Raw genomic sequence first — 14,622 nt, forward strand, 5'->3', positions numbered from 1 at the left:
CCGTACCAGGACCCCGAATCGAAACAGCCTCCGGACCCCTTCCCGGAGTGGCACTCCTTCGTGGCCGGGCACGCATTGCCCGCAATGGATACCGCATTGGACACTGACGATAAGTTCTGGCCAGCTCTCCTCAACGACCCCATCCCGGAAGGGCTCCTGGTCGGAACGGCTCGGAACAAGGCCTGGGACACCCCGGCCAGGGAACGTTTGGAAGTCCTGGGAAGTCCCACCCCCGATTCCTAGGGAATCCCATAGGCTCTTGTCCATGACCAGCCATGATCCCCGTTCCGCGCCGGCGCCGCTGCCGCAGCAGGCCAACCCCAGCTGGATGGGACAAGTCCCGGAGCAGCATTACCGGCCGGCGCCGGCCAACTACCGGGAACAGCCCCGGGCCGCCCTGACCGCCGCTCTTCCGCCGGCCCGGGCCGGCAGAGGCTCCGCCGGCGTGATGGGGCTCATGGCCGCCGGCGGGGCGCTCGGCTTCATCGGCCTGTTCACGGTCCTGCCCTTTGTCCTGGTGAACACCGGGCTGGCCGGGTTTGCCATCGGCTTCGTGGCGTCGTTGCTGCCGCTCGGGGCGGTGCTGCTCGCCGTGCGCGTCATCGACCGCTGGGAGCCCGAGCCCAAGGGGCTGCTGCTCTTCGCTTTTATGTGGGGGGCGGTCGTTTCCGTTGCGGTGACCCTGCTGATCCAGCCGTACTTCTCGCTCGCCGCCGGACCGGCGTCGGGCTTGGACTACCGGACGTTCGCCGTCACCGTGCAGGCGCCGGTGGTCGAGGAGTTCGCCAAGTCGCTCGGCCTGCTATTGCTGCTGCTCTTCGCCCGCAGGCATTTCGACGGCCCGGTCGACGGCGTCGTGTTCGCCTTCACGATTGCCGGCGGCTTCGCCTTCACCGAGAACATCCTGTACTTCGGCCGGGCGATCGCCGAGTCCAGCGACCCGGGCACGGATCTCGTGGTGGTCTTCTTCCTGCGCGGGGTCATGTCGCCCTTCGCCCACGCCATCTTCACCGGCACCACCGGCCTCATCATGGGCTTCGCCGCACGCCGCTGGCACACCGGGCTGTCCGTGGCCGCGTTCGCCGTCGGGCTGGTCCCCGCGATACTGCTGCACAGCGGCTGGAACAGCATGGGCCAGGACTTCCTGGCCCAGTACATCCTGGTCCAGGTGCCGATCTTCCTGCTCGCGGTCCTTGTCATTGTGCTGCTGCGCGTGGCGGAGCGCAGGCTCACCCGCCAGCGGCTGAGGGAGTACGCGTCGGCCGGCTGGTTCACGGGCCCGGAGGTGGAGATGCTGTCCACGGGGGCCGGCCGGCGCGGGGCGCTGCGCTGGGCGACGTCCATCGGGCGGGGTCCGCAGATGACGGCCTTCCTGCACGCCGCCACGCAGCTTGCCTTCACCCGGCAACGGATCCTCAGCGGCCGGGACGTCCCCGCCCACCAGCTTGAGGAGCAGCACCGGCTGGCCGAGGTCGCGGCGTTGCGGGAGGCTGTCCTGCGCCGTTAGCCCAGGCTGTGAGTCCCTGCAGCAGCGCGAACCCGTGGCGGTCCACCGGGCCGGAGGATGCCGACAGCACAACGACGCCGGTGCCGGCCGCCCGGTCCAGGCCCATCCAGCTGCGGAATCCACCCGTCGCGCCGTTGTGCCACGTGACATGACGGCCATTTACCTCCAGGGTGATCCATGCGGCACCGATGCGGGCCGCCGGGCCGGCGAAGGCGGCCACCGGGTCACGGGCGGCAGTGCCCGGGGCCGCGCCGTCCAGGAGTGCCTGGCCGAGCCTGGCCATGTCACCGATTTCGAAGTCGGCGTCGGCGGAAACGCCGAAGGTGTCCAGTTCCATTTCCCCACCAGAAACAGTGGCGACGGCAACGCGCGGGTGGCGGGAAGACAGGCGGCTGAGCAGCACCGCTGCCGGGGCGGGGTCGGTGGTCACGCGCCCACAGTATCGCCGCCGGCAGCTGCGGACAACGGAGCACTCCGGGCAACGGAAAGGCCCCGCCAGCATGCGCTGAACGGGGCCTTTCTGAACCGGGCGGGGCTACGCGAGCAGCGAAGGCTTCAGCTGCTGCAGGCGGCCCAGCAGGCCGTTGATGAACGACGGCGACTCGTCGGTGGAGAGGGTCTTGGCCAGGGCCACGGCCTCGCTCACGGCGACTCCGTCGGGAACGTCATCGTTGTAGAGCAGCTCCCAGGTGCCGATCCGCAGGATGATGCGGTCCACCGAGGGCATACGCTCGAGGGTCCAGCCCTGCGAATAGGTTTCCAGGAATTCGTCGATCGCCACCTGGTGGGAGACGACGCCCTCGACGATTTCGAGGGTATAGGGATTGATGATCTGGTCCGTCTGTTCGCGACGGGCCTTCAGCACATCAAAGGCCGAGGCGGAACGCTGCTCGGCCTCGAACAGAACATCCAGGGCCCGGTTACGGGCCTTACCGCGTGCACTCACTAGTCGTTAACCCGCCCGAGGTAGCTGCCATCGCGGGTGTCGACCTTGACCCGGGTGTTGTTCTCGACGAAAAGCGGCACCTGGATCTCGTAGCCGGTTTCGAGGGTGGCGGGCTTCGTGCCGGCCGAGGAGCGGTCGCCCTGCAGGCCCGGCTCCGTGTAGGTGATCTCGAGCACGACGCTCGGGGGAAGCTCGATGTAGAGCGGGTTGCCCTCGTGGATGGCGATGTTGACCATCTGGTTCTCGAGCATGAAGTTGGTGGCGTCTCCCACGGTGGCGCCGGGGACGGTGAGCTGGTCGAAGTCGCTCGTGTCCATGAACACGAAGTCCGGGCCGTCCTGGTACAGGTACTGGTAATCGCGGCGGTCAACCGTGGCGGTCTCGATCTTGAGCCCGGCGTTGAAGGTCTTGTCGACCACCTTGCCGGACATCACGTTGCGCATCTTGGTACGGACGAACGCGCCACCCTTGCCGGGCTTGACGTGCTGGAACTCAATGATGTTCCAGAGCTGGCCCTCAAGCTTAAGGACGGTTCCGTTCTTGATGTCGTTAGTGGTTGCCACTGTATCCTCTGGTTTCTTTTGTGACTGGTCTAGCTTCCAGCCGCTTATGCCAGGCAGGCATGCCATGCGGCCCGCCAGCGCGTATTTATCAAAAATCCAAGAACCATTCTACCGGGTCCGGCGGCCGGCTGCCGGACGGGGTGCCGGGAAGCACGTGGCGCGGAGCCTCAGGAGGCCAGTTCCAGCACGTCCCGGGCCCGTTGCAGGGCCACCGTGGAGGCGTAGATCAGGGACGCGTCGGCGGCGCCGGCCACCCGGAGATCAAGCGCCGTGGCGAAGGACTCCACCGCGGCGGCGGTATTGCCCCCGGCAAAGTAGGAGCGGCCGAGCTGCTGGCGGATCACGGCCTCGTTCGGGGTGCCCCGGGTTTCAGCCAGGAGCGCGCGGAACAGCTCCACGGCGCGGTCGAACCGGTTGGTCACCCGCAGCACATCTGCCTCAAAGATGCGCAGCCGGAGTGAATCGGGATCCTTGTACCGGGCCTCGGCGAGGAGCTCGGCGGCTTCGCCGGCATGGCCCTCGACCAGGCGTACGAAGATCAGGTCCGCCGGATCGCTGGAGCCGGACAGCGCCGCGGCGCAGGCGTCCTCGTTGACGATCTCCGGCAGCAGGGTGACCGGATTGATCCTGATCCCGGGGAACCCGCCGTCAGGCCATTCGCTGGTGCCGCCCCTTGTCCCGTCCATCAGGAGGCGATCTCCTGGTAGGCGGCGAACAGCAGCGAGGTGTCCGGGACGTCGAGGATGCCGGGGCGGGCGACGCCGTCGAGCACCACGAAACGCAGCAAATCGCCGCGTGACTTCTTGTCCCGGCGCATGCCGTCCAGCAGGGCCTGCCAGCGGTCCCGGCGGTAGCTGATGGGCAGCCCGAGGCTCTCCAGGATGGTGCGGTGGCGGTCAGCGTCGGCGTCGCTGAGCCGGCCGACGCTCCGGGCCAGCTCCGCGGCGAACATCATGCCGACGGAGACGGCCGCCCCGTGCCGCCAGGAATAGCGCTCGACGAGTTCGATCGCGTGGCCCAGGGTGTGGCCGTAGTTGAGGATCTCGCGCTGCCCGGTTTCCTTCAGGTCCGCCGAAACAACCTTGGCCTTGACGGTGATGGCGCGTTCGATCAGTTCACGCACGGTCTCGGAGCGGGGGTTGGAGACGGCGGAGGGATCCTGTTCGATCAGCTCGAGGATGGCCGGGTCGGCGATGAAGCCGCACTTGATGACCTCGGCCATGCCGGAGATCATCTCGTTCTTCGGCAGGGTGTCCAGGGTGTCGAGGTCGGCGAGGACTCCGGCGGGCGGGTGGAAGGCCCCGACGAGGTTCTTGCCCTCGGCGGTGTTGATGCCGGTCTTCCCGCCGACGGAGGCGTCCACCATGCCAAGCAGGCTCGTGGGCATGTGGATGACCTTGATGCCGCGGAGCCACGTGGCTGCGACGAAGCCGGCGAGGTCGGTGACCGCACCGCCGCCGACGGCGATGATGGCATCCGAGCGGGTGAAGTCGTTCTGTCCCAGCACCTGCCAGCAGAAGGACGCCACTTCGATGTGCTTGCCCTCTTCGGCGTCCGGGATCTCAGCGGTCAGCGCGGTGAAGCCGGCCGCGCCCAGCTCCTCCCGGACGGTGTCGCCGGTGAGCCGCAGGGCGCGGGGATGGATGACAAGGACCCGTTTGACGCGTTCCCCCAGCAGGGCCGGAACGCCCGCGAGCAGGCCGCGGCCCACAACGACGTCGTAATTCTCGCCGGGCGTGTTGCCGGTGACTTTGATGACGGTTGATTCGGTGATCACTTTTCAACTTCCTTTGTCGCCGCCGGGGTGGCCCCTGCCGCGGTTTTCGCGGCGGCAGAACCACCCAGCGCATCTTCCAGCCGGCCTGCGAGATCCGCGATGGATCCGCTCCGGACGTCGATTACTACATCGGCCAGCCGCTCGTAGACCGGCCGGCGGGTTGCGAACAGCGCCTTCCAGCGCTGCATCGCGTCGCCGGCCAGCAGCGGCCGTCCGGAATTCCTGGCAATGCGCTCCGCGACCGTGTCCGCATCGCATTCGAGGTACACCACGGTGCACTGCTTCAACAGCTGCTGCGTTCCGGAGTCCAGCACGGCGCCGCCGCCAAGGGAAATGACGGTGGCGGCGCCCTGCGCCTTCTCAATAGCCTGCGCGACGGCGCGGGCTTCGAGTTCCCGAAAGGCGTGTTCGCCCCGGCACGCAAAGATCTCGGCAATGGTTCCATGGTTCGCGACCACCACGGCGTCGGTGTCCACGAAGGCTGCCCCCAGCTGCTGGGCGAGCTGCTGCCCGATGGCCGATTTGCCCACTGCCATCGGCCCGATCAGCGCGATGGGTCGGGGGACTGCGTTGGTTCCTGCCGGCACTACTGGCCGATCGAGTCCAGGGACGCCGGAATGTTGTCCAGGTAACCCTTGAGGTTGCGGGCGGTCTCCTGCACTGAGTCGCCGCCGAACTTTTCCGCGATTGCTTCGGCTAGGACGAGGGCCACCATGGCCTCTGCCACCACCCCGGCGGCCGGGACCGCACAGACGTCGGAGCGCTGGTGGTGGGCCTTGGCGGCCTCCCCCGTGCTCACGTCGACGGTCTTGAGGGCACGCGGCACGGTGGCAATCGGCTTCATGGCGGCGCGGACGCGCAGCACGTCGCCGATGCTCATGCCGCCCTCGATGCCACCGGCGCGGTTGGACGTGCGGATGATCTTCCCGTCGGCGTCCTTGACGATTTCGTCGTGGGCGGCCGAGCCGCGGCGCGCGGCGGTCCGGAAGCCGTCGCCGACTTCGACGCCCTTGATCGCCTGGATGCCCATCAGGGCGGCGGCGAGCCGCGAATCGAGGCGGCGGTCCCAGTGGACGTAGCTGCCGAGCCCCGGGGGCAGTCCGTAGGCGAGCACTTCAACGACGCCGCCGAGGGTTTCGCCTTCCTTGTGCGCGATGTCGACCTCGGCCACCATGGCGTCGGAGGTTTCACGGTCGAAGCAGCGCAGGGGGTCGGCGTCGAGGGCCAGGACGTTGCCGGGAACCGGCAGCGGACGGCCTTCGGGAACGGCCACGCTGGCGATTGAGACGGTGTGCGAGACCAGCTCGATGCCGAGCTGCTTGAGGTAGGCCGATGCCACGGTGCCGAGGGCCACCCGGGTGGCGGTTTCGCGGGCGCTGGCGCGCTCCAGGACCGGGCGGGCCTCGTCGAAGCCGTACTTCTGCATGCCGGTGAAGTCGGCGTGGCCGGGCCGGGGCCGGGTCAGCGGGGCGTTGCGGGCCTGGTCGGCGAGGATTTCGGGGTCCACGGGATCGGCAGACATGATCTGCTCCCATTTGGGCCACTCGGTGTTGCCGATCTGGATCGCGACGGGACCGCCCTGGGTCAAGCCGTGCCGGACGCCGCCGAGGATGGCGACCGCGTCCTGCTCAAACTTCATCCGGGCGCCGCGGCCGTAGCCAAGCCGGCGGCGGGCCAGCGCTTCGGCGATCTGCGCACTGGTGAGTTCAACACCGGCGGGCACGCCTTCGATAATTCCGACCAGGGCCGGACCATGGGATTCTCCGGCAGTCAACCAACGCAACATACAATCCATCCTGCCATGTAAGGCGCTCAGAACACCCGTCGGGGCGCCCCCACTGCGTCACACATCACATCTATGACCTCCGCGGAAACGGCGTCGCCAAGCCCGGTGAAGTGCCGTATCTGTTCGACCGCCTGGTAGATCAGCATCTCGAGACCGGGGACCACGGTGCCGCCTGCGTTCTGCCAGGCCGCCGCGATCCGGCTGGGCCATGGATCGTAGGCCACGTCCAGGAGCACACCCGGGCGGTTGCGGGCGGTTTCCGGCGTGCGCTCCCCCCCGAAGGCCGGTACCAGCTCCGCGGCCAGGGTATCCGCGGCGCGGGGCGGCAGGGTGGAGATCACGACGTCGGCCGCGGCGACGGCTGCTGCCGCACCTCCGATCGGGAGCACCCGGATGGGGAGTCCGACGGCGGCGGAGGCGGCGCGCGCTTCGGCGGCGCGGCTGACATCCCGGACGTAGACATCCACGGCGGGGGCGCCGAGTTCCTTCAGCGCGGCAATGGAGGCTGCCGCGGTTCCGCCGCCGCCGAGGATGGCGGCTGCGGGGGCTGCGTCCGCCCCCGCATGGCGCAGGGCGTTGACGATCCCGGCGACGTCGGTGTTGTAGCCGATGAGGCGGGTCGCGCCTCCGGACGGTTCGTGGTCGAAGGCGACGGTGTTGATGACGCCGAGGGCACGGGCCACGCCGCGGACCTCGTCCACTTCGGCGACCATTGCCGTCTTCAGGGGCATGGTGACGGACAGTCCCCGCCAGCCTTCGCCGTGCCGGACGTCCTGCCGCACCCGGGCCATGAAGGCAGGCAGTTCCGCCTCGGTCACGTCGATCGCCGAATAGTCGATCCGGACGCCCATGTGGTCATAGGCTGCCCGGTGCAGTGCTGGTGACTTCGAATGGCTGATGGGATGCCCGAGGACGGCGGCCCGCAGCGTCATACGCAGCGTCCGGGGTTGGCCTCGCACCAGGCGTTGTACTTTTCCACGTAGCCGCCGTGCTCCGCGAGGGTCTTCGAGAACTTCGTCTCCTTGGTGTCCAGGTTGATGGTCACCCAGTAGAGGTAGTCGTTGGACTTGGGCTTCGCGGCGGCGTCAATGGCCGTCTTCCCCGGCGAACCGATGGGACCGGCCGGGAGCCCGACATTGGCGTAGGTGTTGTACGGGTTGGACGCGTCCGCCTTCTGCTCCTCGTCGATGTGGAAGCTGCGGATTCCCAGCCCATACGTGACTGTCGCATCGGACTGGATCAGCCCGTTGGTTTCGGTGTTGGTCGGCTTGAGCCGGTTGTAGATGGCCCCGGCCACATCCCCGTATTCCGCCTGGCCGCCCTCGGCCTGGACGATGCTGGCGACGGTGACGACGTCGTATTGCTTGGCCTGGTCGGTGACGCCCTGGGACTTGAGCTCGTCCAGGGTGGTGCTCACGAGCTTCTTGAGGATGTCCTTCGCCGGGGTGCCGAGCGGGAACCGGTATTCGCCCGGGGCGAGGAAGCCCTCCAAGTTCTTGGACTTGGCCGGAACGCCGAACTGTTCCGGTGAATCGCTGAGGCTCTTCAGATCGCCAACAGGCACCCCGGTGCCCTCCGAAATCGCCTGCAGGGATTCACCGATCCTGAGGCCCGCGCTGAGGGCGACATACATGACCTTGCCCTTGTCCTTGTTGAGCAGCAGGGCCACGGCATCTGAGTTCTTCATTTCGGTGCGCATGCTGAAGTCACCCGGGCTCAAGGCTCCGCCCGAGGCCGCGAACTCCTTCAGGAAGGAATCTGCGTTGGCGACGACCTTCTTGTTCTGGAGTTCCGTGGCCACGGACTTGGGGCCGGCACCCGGCGGCACCGTGATGGACACCTCACCGGTTCCCGGTCCCGGGTAGTCCGCCACGGCGTCGCCGCCCAGGAGCGGTTTGAGGAATTGTGCCCCCACCACGATGGCCACCACGAACACGGTCAGGGTCAGCACGAGGGCCAGGAACCGGCGCCGCCGGCGGACCTTCTTGGACGGGCCCGTGGCGGTCCGGATGGCGCCGGGCATCACGCCCTGTCCGTCGTCGTCGTGGTGATAATCGGGGTGGCGGAGAGCTTCATCGCCATAGGGATCGTGGGCCTCGTCGTCAGGATGGGCCTCATAGCCGTGGTGTTCAGCAGCGGGGTGGGCTTCGTAGCCGCGCTGGAATCCGGTTTCAGGGTGGGCGCCCGCTTCAGCGGCGGGACCGCCGGCGTACTCGTGCGCCGTGTCTTCCGGGGCGGCGTACGCGGCTTCCGGGGCTACTTCTTCGTGTGCGGGGTGCTCCGGAGCTACTACTTGGTGCGCGGCTTCCGGCTCAGCGTCTTCGTGCACCGTGGGCTCAGCGGCAGGCAGTTCGGGCGTGTCGGCAGCAGCGAGTCGCACCGAGGGAGCCGCCGGGGCTGGAGCTGGGTGGTCCTGCCCGGTCTCGTAGGCCTGCGGCGGGATGGCCTCATGCCCCTGGGTCACGTGGGACTTTTCCCGTGCCCTGATTTCCTTGCGCGTCAGCGGTCGGCCGGAGGCGCCGAAGGCATCCCCTGGGGAGTCGTCACTGTTGACCGGGCTCACTGTAGCCTTCCATGTTCTGCAGAGTGCGTGTTTACCTCCGGGACGGCAGAAGCGCTATCCCGGGTCGGCCCCGGAGCGGCTTCCGCGTAAACGCGGCTTCCGATCTCCGTTCCCCTGGCCTTTTGCATATCGATCGCATGTTGCAGGATACCTGCGGCCGCAACCTGATCAACTACTTTACGGTGATTCCTGCTGCTCATGCCAGCCTCGTGCAGGTTGCGGTGCGCGGTGACAGTGCTCAACCGCTCGTCGACAAGCCGGACCGGAACCTCGGAACCGCGGTCCCGGAGGGCACCCGCGAGCAGCTGTGCGTAGTCCGTGGCCATCCGCGCCGAGGCGTGCTCTTCGCCTTTCATCGTCCGCGGAAGTCCCACGAAGATCTCGACGGCATTGAGCTCGTCGGCCAGTGCCGCGAGGATCCGCACGTCGGTGTTCTTCTTCGCCTTCCGTTCCAGGGTGCGCAACGGCGTCGCAAGGATGCCGTCGCGGTCGCAGACCGCCACGCCAACCCGGACAGTGCCGACGTCCACCCCGAGCTTTACGCCCCGGGGGTAGACGCCGGGCCCAGCAGCTTCGTTCACGTGGAGTTCCGCTGCTAGCGCCGCGTGATGGAGTCCACGACGGCGGCGAGGGCCGCGCCGACCTGCGCGGCGTCCGTGCCACCGCCCTGGGCGACGTCGTCCTTGCCGCCACCGCCGCCGCCGAGGATGCCGGCGGCGAGGCGTACCAGGGCACCGGCCTTAACTCCGGCTGCCCGCGCTGCTTCGTTGGTGGCGACCAGGATGACGGGACGGTCGTTACTGACACCGGCCACCGCGACGGCGGCGGGCTCGGAGCCGAGGCGCGTCCGCAGGTCCAGGGCCAGGCCGCGGAGGTCGTCCGCGCCGCTGACCTGGCCGGCGTCGTGGGCAATGACCTTGACGCCGGCGGCATCCTTGGCCGTGCCGACCAGCTGTGCGGCGGCCGCCGTGAGCTGCTCCTTGCGCAGCCGCTCAAGTTCCTTCTCGGCCGTCTTGAGCTTGGCCAGCGTGGCGGCGATCCGGTCCGAAAGCAGCCCGGACGGAACCTTGAGCATTTCGGTGAGTTCGGTGACGAGGGCGCGTTCGGCGGCGAGGTGCCGGAAGGCGTCCATGCCGACGAAGGCCTCGACGCGGCGGTTTCCCGATCCGACGGACTGTTCGCCGAGCAGGGACAGGCTGCCGATCAGCGAGGTGTTCTCGACGTGGGTGCCGCCGCAGAGCTCCCGGGACCAGGCGCCGTCGATCTCCACGACGCGGACCTCGTTGCCGTAGTTCTCACCGAACAGCGCCATCGCGCCGAGGGCCTTGGCTTCGGCGAGGCCCATGACCTTGGTTTCCACCCGGTAATTGTTGCGGATGGCGATGTTGGAAACTTCCTCGATCTCGGAGCGGGTGGCGGCGCTGAGACCTTCACCCCAGGCGAAGTCGAAGCGCAGGTAGCCGGCCTTGTTGAACGAGCCGCGCTGCAGCGCCTCCGGGCCGAGGATCTGGTGCAGGGCCGCGTGCACGATGTGCGTGCCGGTGTGGGCCTGCTCCGCGGCGTGGCGGCGTTCCCGGTCCACGGCGGCCTGGACGAGGGAGTCGGCCCCGATTTCGCCTTCGCGGACGATTGCCTTGTGCACGCTGAGGCCCTTGATCGGGCGCTGGACGTCCAGGACCTCGACGACGAAGCCGTCACCGGTGATCAGGCCCGTGTCGGCCGCCTGTCCGCCGGCCTCGGCGTAGAACGGGGTCTCGGCGAGGACTAGTTCGATCTCGTCGCCCGTGGAGGCCTGGGAGACCTTCCGGCCGGCGGACAGTATGCCGCGGACCTTGGATTCGCCCTGGAGCTCGGTGTACCCCGTGAAGACGGTTTCGCCGGCGGACAGCAGTTCCTGGAAGGCGCTGAGATCGGCGTGCGAACCCTTCTTGCCCTTGGCATCGGCCTGGGCCCGCTGGCGCTGTTCGAGCATGAGCTTGCGGAACTCGGGCTCGTCGACTTTCAGCCCGGCTTCCTCGGCCATTTCCAGGGTGAGGTCGATCGGGAAGCCGTAGGTGTCGTGCAGGGCAAAGGCATCGGCGCCCGAGAGCGGCTGGTTGGCGGCTTTGGACTCCTTGACGGCATCCTCGAGGCGGGCCGTGCCGGAGGCGATGGTGCGCAGGAACGCTTTCTCTTCGGCGTAGGCGATCCGGCTGATGCGCTCGAAGTCGGTTGCGACGATCGGGTAGACGCCCTTCATGGCGTCCCGCGAGGCCGGCAGCAGCTCGGGCAGGCAGGCCCTTTCGACGCCGAGCAGGCGCATGGAGCGGACGGCGCGGCGGATGAGGCGGCGCAGCACGTAGCCGCGGCCTTCGTTGGAGGGGCTCACGCCGTCTGCGATCAGCATGAGCGAGGACCGGATGTGGTCGGCAACCACACGCATCCGGACGTCGTCGGTGTGGTGCGGGTCCTCGGCGGACTCCGCGGAGGTGTACTCCCGGCCGGAGAGTGCCGCGGCCCGGTCGATCACCGGGCGGACCTGGTCCGTCTCATACATGTTTTCGACGTCCTGCAGGATCATCGCGAGGCGCTCCATGCCGAGGCCCGTGTCGATGTTCTTCTTGGGCAGTTCGCCCACTATGTCGAAGTCCACCTTGGAGCGGACATTGTCGATCTGGTACTGCATGAACACGAGGTTCCAGATTTCGACGTACCGGTTTTCGTCGGCGATGGGGCCGCCCTCGACCCCGTAGGACGGGCCGCGGTCGTAGTAGATCTCCGAGCAGGGGCCGGCCGGCCCGGGCTGGCCGGTGGACCAGTAGTTGTCCGCTTTGCCCATCCGCTGGATCCGTTCGGCCGGCATGCCCGTGTTCTTCAGCCAGAGCTGCTCGGCCTCGTCGTCCTCTTCGTAGACAGTGGCCCAGAGGCGCTCCGGCGGGAGTCCGTAGCCGCCGTCGTCAACGCTTGTGGTGAGCAGCTCCCACGCGAACTTGATGGCGTCTTCCTTGAAGTAGTCGCCGAAGGAGAAGTTGCCGCACATCTGGAAGAAGGTGCCATGGCGGGCTGTCCGGCCGACTTCTTCGATGTCGCCGGTCCGGATGCACTTCTGGACGCTGGTGGCCCGCTTGTAGGGGGCTTCTTCCCGCGCCGTCAGGTACGGGATGAACGGAACCATGCCGGCCACCGTGAACAGCAGGGAGGGGTCGCTGGAGACCAGGGAGGCGGAGGGAACCGCCGTGTGGCCTTTGCTGACAAAAAAGTCGATCCAGCGCTTGGTGATCTCCTGCGACTTCATGAGCTGATTACTTACCCTTCAATTTGCACTGCGTTCGTGGTCCACGCGTGTACTTCGCGCAACGATGTGTTTCCGGTCTGCGGACCGGCCTGGCCGCCCCGAGCGGGTACGGCCCTTTACTAATTCTCGCCCGGCTAGCGCCGGACTGCATCCCGGCCGGCGACGGCCATACTGGCGTCTGCCTCAATTCCCAGGGCGCTGCGGAGCTCGGATTCCCGCTCCTGCATGCCTTCCCGGACGGCGTCGGCGAAGTCGAGCAGGCCATCGGCGAGACGGCCCACGGCCCGGTTCAGGCCGTCGGGACCCAGGTTGGACTGGGCCTCAGTGATCTTGCGGAACGCGATGACGCCGATTGCGACGCCGATTCCCATCCAGATGATTCTGTTCATGTCACGTGCTCCAGGAGGGCTTAGCGGCTGCGGCGGCCGGTGGCGGGCTTTTTGCGGGCGGTGAAGGCGGAGCGGACGCCGTAGCTGAACGCGGCAACCTTGATCAGCGGCGAGCCTACGGTGGCGGCGACGAGGGAGGACAGCGCCGAGATGTTGGCTGAGGCGTCCGAGACGTTGGAGGATATCCCGTCGACCTTTTTCAGCTGCTCATTCGTGGTGGAGACGGTGGCGGTGACTCCGTCTATGAGGGGGGTGGCGCCGTCGCTGATGGAACGTATGGCCGTCCGGACTTCGTCAAACACTCCCCCGAGCTTCAGAATCGGCACGGCGAGCAGCAGGACCAGGAGTGCAAACACTCCGGCCGCGATCAGGCCGGCAATATCGCCACCAGACATAGTCGTTCATCTCCTTGTTGCGTCGTATTCCTGCAGCGTGCTCCGGCTGGCTCAGCCGGCAACCGCAGAAGTCCCCCAAGTACCTTACATACAAAGAAGCCCGCGGCGCTTGCCACGGGCTTCTTTGTAAGGTGTTGCGTTATATCTAGCGCGCGTAGAATTCCACGACGAGCTGCTCTTCGCAGGTCACGGGGACCTCGGAGCGCTTGGGGCGACGCACGAGGCGTGCCTGCAGGGCGTCAAGCTTGACGTCCAGGTATGCCGGAACCATCGGCAGGACGTCGCGGTGAGCGCCGGCTGCTGCAACCTGGAACGGAGGCATGGTCTCGCTGCGGCTGTGAACGTGGACCAGCTGGCCCTCGGAGACGCGGAAAGACGGGCGGTCAACGCGGATGCCGTCAACCAGGATGTGGCGGTGGACAACCAGCTGGCGGGCCTGGGCGATGGTGCGGGCGAAGCCTGCACGCAGCACGAGGGCGTCGAGACGCATTTCGAGCAGTTCGATCAGGTTTTCACCGGTCAGGCCCTTGGTGCGGCGTGCTTCTTCGAAGGCACGGGTCATCTGGGCTTCGCGGATGCCGTACTGGGCGCGCAGACGCTGCTTTTCGCGCAGGCGTACGGCGTAGTCGGAGTCCTGCTTCTTGCGGGCACGGCCATGCTCACCGGGGCCGTACGGGCGGCGCTCCATGTACTTGGCGGCCTTGGGGGTCAGAGCGATGCCGAGTGCACGCGAGAGGCGTGCGGTACGGCGAGCACGAGTGTTGTTAGCCACTTGTGTCCTTCCAATATCTGCGGTGTGTCAGTGTTACTGGCCTCCATAATGGAGAGCATCGGCCAACCGCTGCCTTTTGCTACTGGGCACAGGGCAAATCCCATCAAATCAGCATCAGATACTGAATTCAGTGGGATTGTGCGTCCGCGCCTTGCCAGACAACGAACAATCCTACCATGTTGGGGCCGTCGGGCCCTCCGTCAGAACCTGGCGTGCATGCCGCGGCTGCCGCGCCGACCGAACGAGGCTGCGCCCAGGAACTCCACGGCCACGAAGGGTGCGGACCCCACCACCCACTCGTCGTGGCCGGGCGGAATCGTGTACGTATCGTTCGCGTGGATCATGGAGCGCAACCCTTCCGAAGACGCCACTTCCATGGTCCCGGAGATGCAGAACCCGAGGTGGTGGTGCTGGCACAACTCGGTCTGTTCGAGCGGCCGGATGCACTCGGACCACCGCCAGCCGGGGCCGAGAATCAGCCGGGCCACCGAGTAGTCATTCACGGTGACGAGATCGAATTCGGCGTTGTCCGGGCACCGCTTCTTATCCGGTAAGTCAAAGGATTTAACTGCCATGGCTGTGACGAAATTTACGGACATGGGGACACTACCTGGGGGTTGGGGATTGGGGATGGATGAGCGCGGGCACGG

General features: G+C 67.3%; 17 protein-coding genes. 2 read left to right on the forward strand and 15 right to left on the reverse strand.

Features of this window, described 5'->3' with window-relative positions; genetic code table 11:
* On the forward strand, positions 1-243 hold a 243-nt coding region (locus ABIB51_RS17415), incomplete at its 5' end, for a hypothetical protein (RefSeq protein WP_354190248.1).
* 22 nt (positions 244-265) lie between these two features.
* Positions 266-1,507 carry a PrsW family intramembrane metalloprotease gene (locus ABIB51_RS17420; RefSeq protein ID WP_354190250.1) on the forward strand — a complete coding sequence of 414 codons (1,242 nt, stop codon included), beginning with the start codon at positions 266-268 and terminating at the stop codon, positions 1,505-1,507.
* On the opposite strand, the gene ABIB51_RS17425 is transcribed toward ABIB51_RS17420, so the two are convergent.
* From ABIB51_RS17425 to ABIB51_RS17495, 15 genes are all read right to left on the reverse strand, one after another.
* Positions 1,416-1,937 (reverse strand): serine hydrolase domain-containing protein, encoded by a 522-nt coding sequence (locus ABIB51_RS17425; protein WP_354190252.1) that lies wholly within the window; start codon positions 1,935-1,937, stop codon positions 1,416-1,418. The two genes, ABIB51_RS17420 and ABIB51_RS17425, sit on opposite strands and share 92 nt — an antisense overlap.
* Positions 1,938-2,042: 105 nt before the next feature.
* Positions 2,043-2,453, reverse strand: a complete 411-nt coding sequence (nusB, locus tag ABIB51_RS17430) for a transcription antitermination factor NusB (protein WP_354190254.1) — start codon at positions 2,451-2,453, stop codon at positions 2,043-2,045.
* Positions 2,453-3,016 (reverse strand): elongation factor P, encoded by a 564-nt coding sequence (gene efp, locus ABIB51_RS17435; RefSeq protein ID WP_354190256.1) that lies wholly within the window; start codon positions 3,014-3,016, stop codon positions 2,453-2,455. Before efp ends, nusB begins: the two co-directional genes overlap by 1 nt.
* Positions 3,017-3,183: 167 nt before the next feature.
* The gene (locus ABIB51_RS17440) at positions 3,184-3,702 is read right to left on the reverse strand and encodes a tetratricopeptide repeat protein (protein WP_354190258.1); all 519 of its coding nucleotides are present in this window, start codon (positions 3,700-3,702) and stop codon (positions 3,184-3,186) included.
* Positions 3,702-4,793, reverse strand: coding sequence for a 3-dehydroquinate synthase (gene aroB / locus ABIB51_RS17445; protein WP_354190259.1), 1,092 nt, complete (start codon positions 4,791-4,793; stop codon positions 3,702-3,704). Before aroB ends, ABIB51_RS17440 begins: the two co-directional genes overlap by 1 nt.
* Positions 4,790-5,380 carry a shikimate kinase gene (locus tag ABIB51_RS17450; RefSeq protein ID WP_502916165.1) on the reverse strand — a complete coding sequence of 197 codons (591 nt, stop codon included), beginning with the start codon at positions 5,378-5,380 and terminating at the stop codon, positions 4,790-4,792. The genes aroB and ABIB51_RS17450 overlap by 4 nt, the downstream gene beginning before the upstream one ends.
* The gene (gene aroC, locus ABIB51_RS17455) at positions 5,380-6,579 is read right to left on the reverse strand and encodes a chorismate synthase (protein WP_354190263.1); all 1,200 of its coding nucleotides are present in this window, start codon (positions 6,577-6,579) and stop codon (positions 5,380-5,382) included. The genes ABIB51_RS17450 and aroC overlap by 1 nt, the downstream gene beginning before the upstream one ends.
* Positions 6,580-6,605: 26 nt before the next feature.
* Complete coding sequence (locus ABIB51_RS17460) at positions 6,606-7,511, reverse strand: shikimate dehydrogenase (protein WP_354190265.1); 906 nt, start codon at positions 7,509-7,511, stop codon at positions 6,606-6,608.
* Complete coding sequence (gene mltG / locus ABIB51_RS17465; protein WP_354190267.1) at positions 7,508-9,142, reverse strand: endolytic transglycosylase MltG; 1,635 nt, start codon at positions 9,140-9,142, stop codon at positions 7,508-7,510. The genes ABIB51_RS17460 and mltG overlap by 4 nt, the downstream gene beginning before the upstream one ends.
* The gene (gene ruvX, locus ABIB51_RS17470; RefSeq protein ID WP_354190269.1) at positions 9,139-9,723 is read right to left on the reverse strand and encodes a Holliday junction resolvase RuvX; all 585 of its coding nucleotides are present in this window, start codon (positions 9,721-9,723) and stop codon (positions 9,139-9,141) included. Before ruvX ends, mltG begins: the two co-directional genes overlap by 4 nt.
* 14 nt (positions 9,724-9,737) lie before the next feature.
* Positions 9,738-12,416 (reverse strand): alanine--tRNA ligase, encoded by a 2,679-nt coding sequence (gene alaS, locus ABIB51_RS17475; RefSeq protein ID WP_354190271.1) that lies wholly within the window; start codon positions 12,414-12,416, stop codon positions 9,738-9,740.
* Between the two features lie 134 nt (positions 12,417-12,550).
* Entirely contained in the window at positions 12,551-12,805 is a 255-nt protein-coding gene (locus tag ABIB51_RS17480; RefSeq protein ID WP_354190273.1) for a DUF6167 family protein, read from the reverse strand.
* A gap of 20 nt (positions 12,806-12,825) precedes the next feature.
* On the reverse strand, positions 12,826-13,200 hold the full coding sequence (locus ABIB51_RS17485) for a DUF948 domain-containing protein (RefSeq protein WP_354190275.1): 375 nt from the start codon (positions 13,198-13,200) through the stop codon (positions 12,826-12,828).
* Positions 13,201-13,345: 145 nt separating this feature from the next.
* A complete protein-coding gene (gene rpsD / locus ABIB51_RS17490) occupies positions 13,346-13,972 on the reverse strand; it encodes a 30S ribosomal protein S4 (protein ID WP_224046625.1) in 627 nt (208 codons plus the stop codon).
* Positions 13,973-14,172: 200 nt separating this feature from the next.
* On the reverse strand, positions 14,173-14,571 hold the full coding sequence (locus ABIB51_RS17495; protein ID WP_354190278.1) for a cupin domain-containing protein: 399 nt from the start codon (positions 14,569-14,571) through the stop codon (positions 14,173-14,175).
* Positions 14,572-14,622 lie beyond the last annotated feature (51 nt).

Source organism: Arthrobacter sp. UYCu712, assembly GCF_040547005.1.
Lineage (GTDB): Bacteria > Actinomycetota > Actinomycetes > Actinomycetales > Micrococcaceae > Arthrobacter.

What these genes read in the sequence shown, in the direction of transcription:
- alaS (WP_354190271.1), bottom strand. Translation starts at nt 12,416, where the DNA reads ATGAAGTCGCAGGAGATCACCAAGCGCTGGATCGACTTTTTTGTCAGC.
- aroC (WP_354190263.1), bottom strand. Translation starts at nt 6,579, where the DNA reads ATGTTGCGTTGGTTGACTGCCGGAGAATCCCATGGTCCGGCCCTGGTC.
- ABIB51_RS17460 (WP_354190265.1), bottom strand. Translation starts at nt 7,511, where the DNA reads ATGACGCTGCGGGCCGCCGTCCTCGGGCATCCCATCAGCCATTCGAAG.
- ABIB51_RS17495 (WP_354190278.1), bottom strand. Translation starts at nt 14,571, where the DNA reads ATGTCCGTAAATTTCGTCACAGCCATGGCAGTTAAATCCTTTGACTTA.
- ABIB51_RS17420 (WP_354190250.1), top strand. Translation starts at nt 266, where the DNA reads ATGACCAGCCATGATCCCCGTTCCGCGCCGGCGCCGCTGCCGCAGCAG.
- ABIB51_RS17485 (WP_354190275.1), bottom strand. Translation starts at nt 13,200, where the DNA reads ATGTCTGGTGGCGATATTGCCGGCCTGATCGCGGCCGGAGTGTTTGCA.
- ABIB51_RS17480 (WP_354190273.1), bottom strand. Translation starts at nt 12,805, where the DNA reads ATGAACAGAATCATCTGGATGGGAATCGGCGTCGCAATCGGCGTCATC.
- ABIB51_RS17440 (WP_354190258.1), bottom strand. Translation starts at nt 3,702, where the DNA reads ATGGACGGGACAAGGGGCGGCACCAGCGAATGGCCTGACGGCGGGTTC.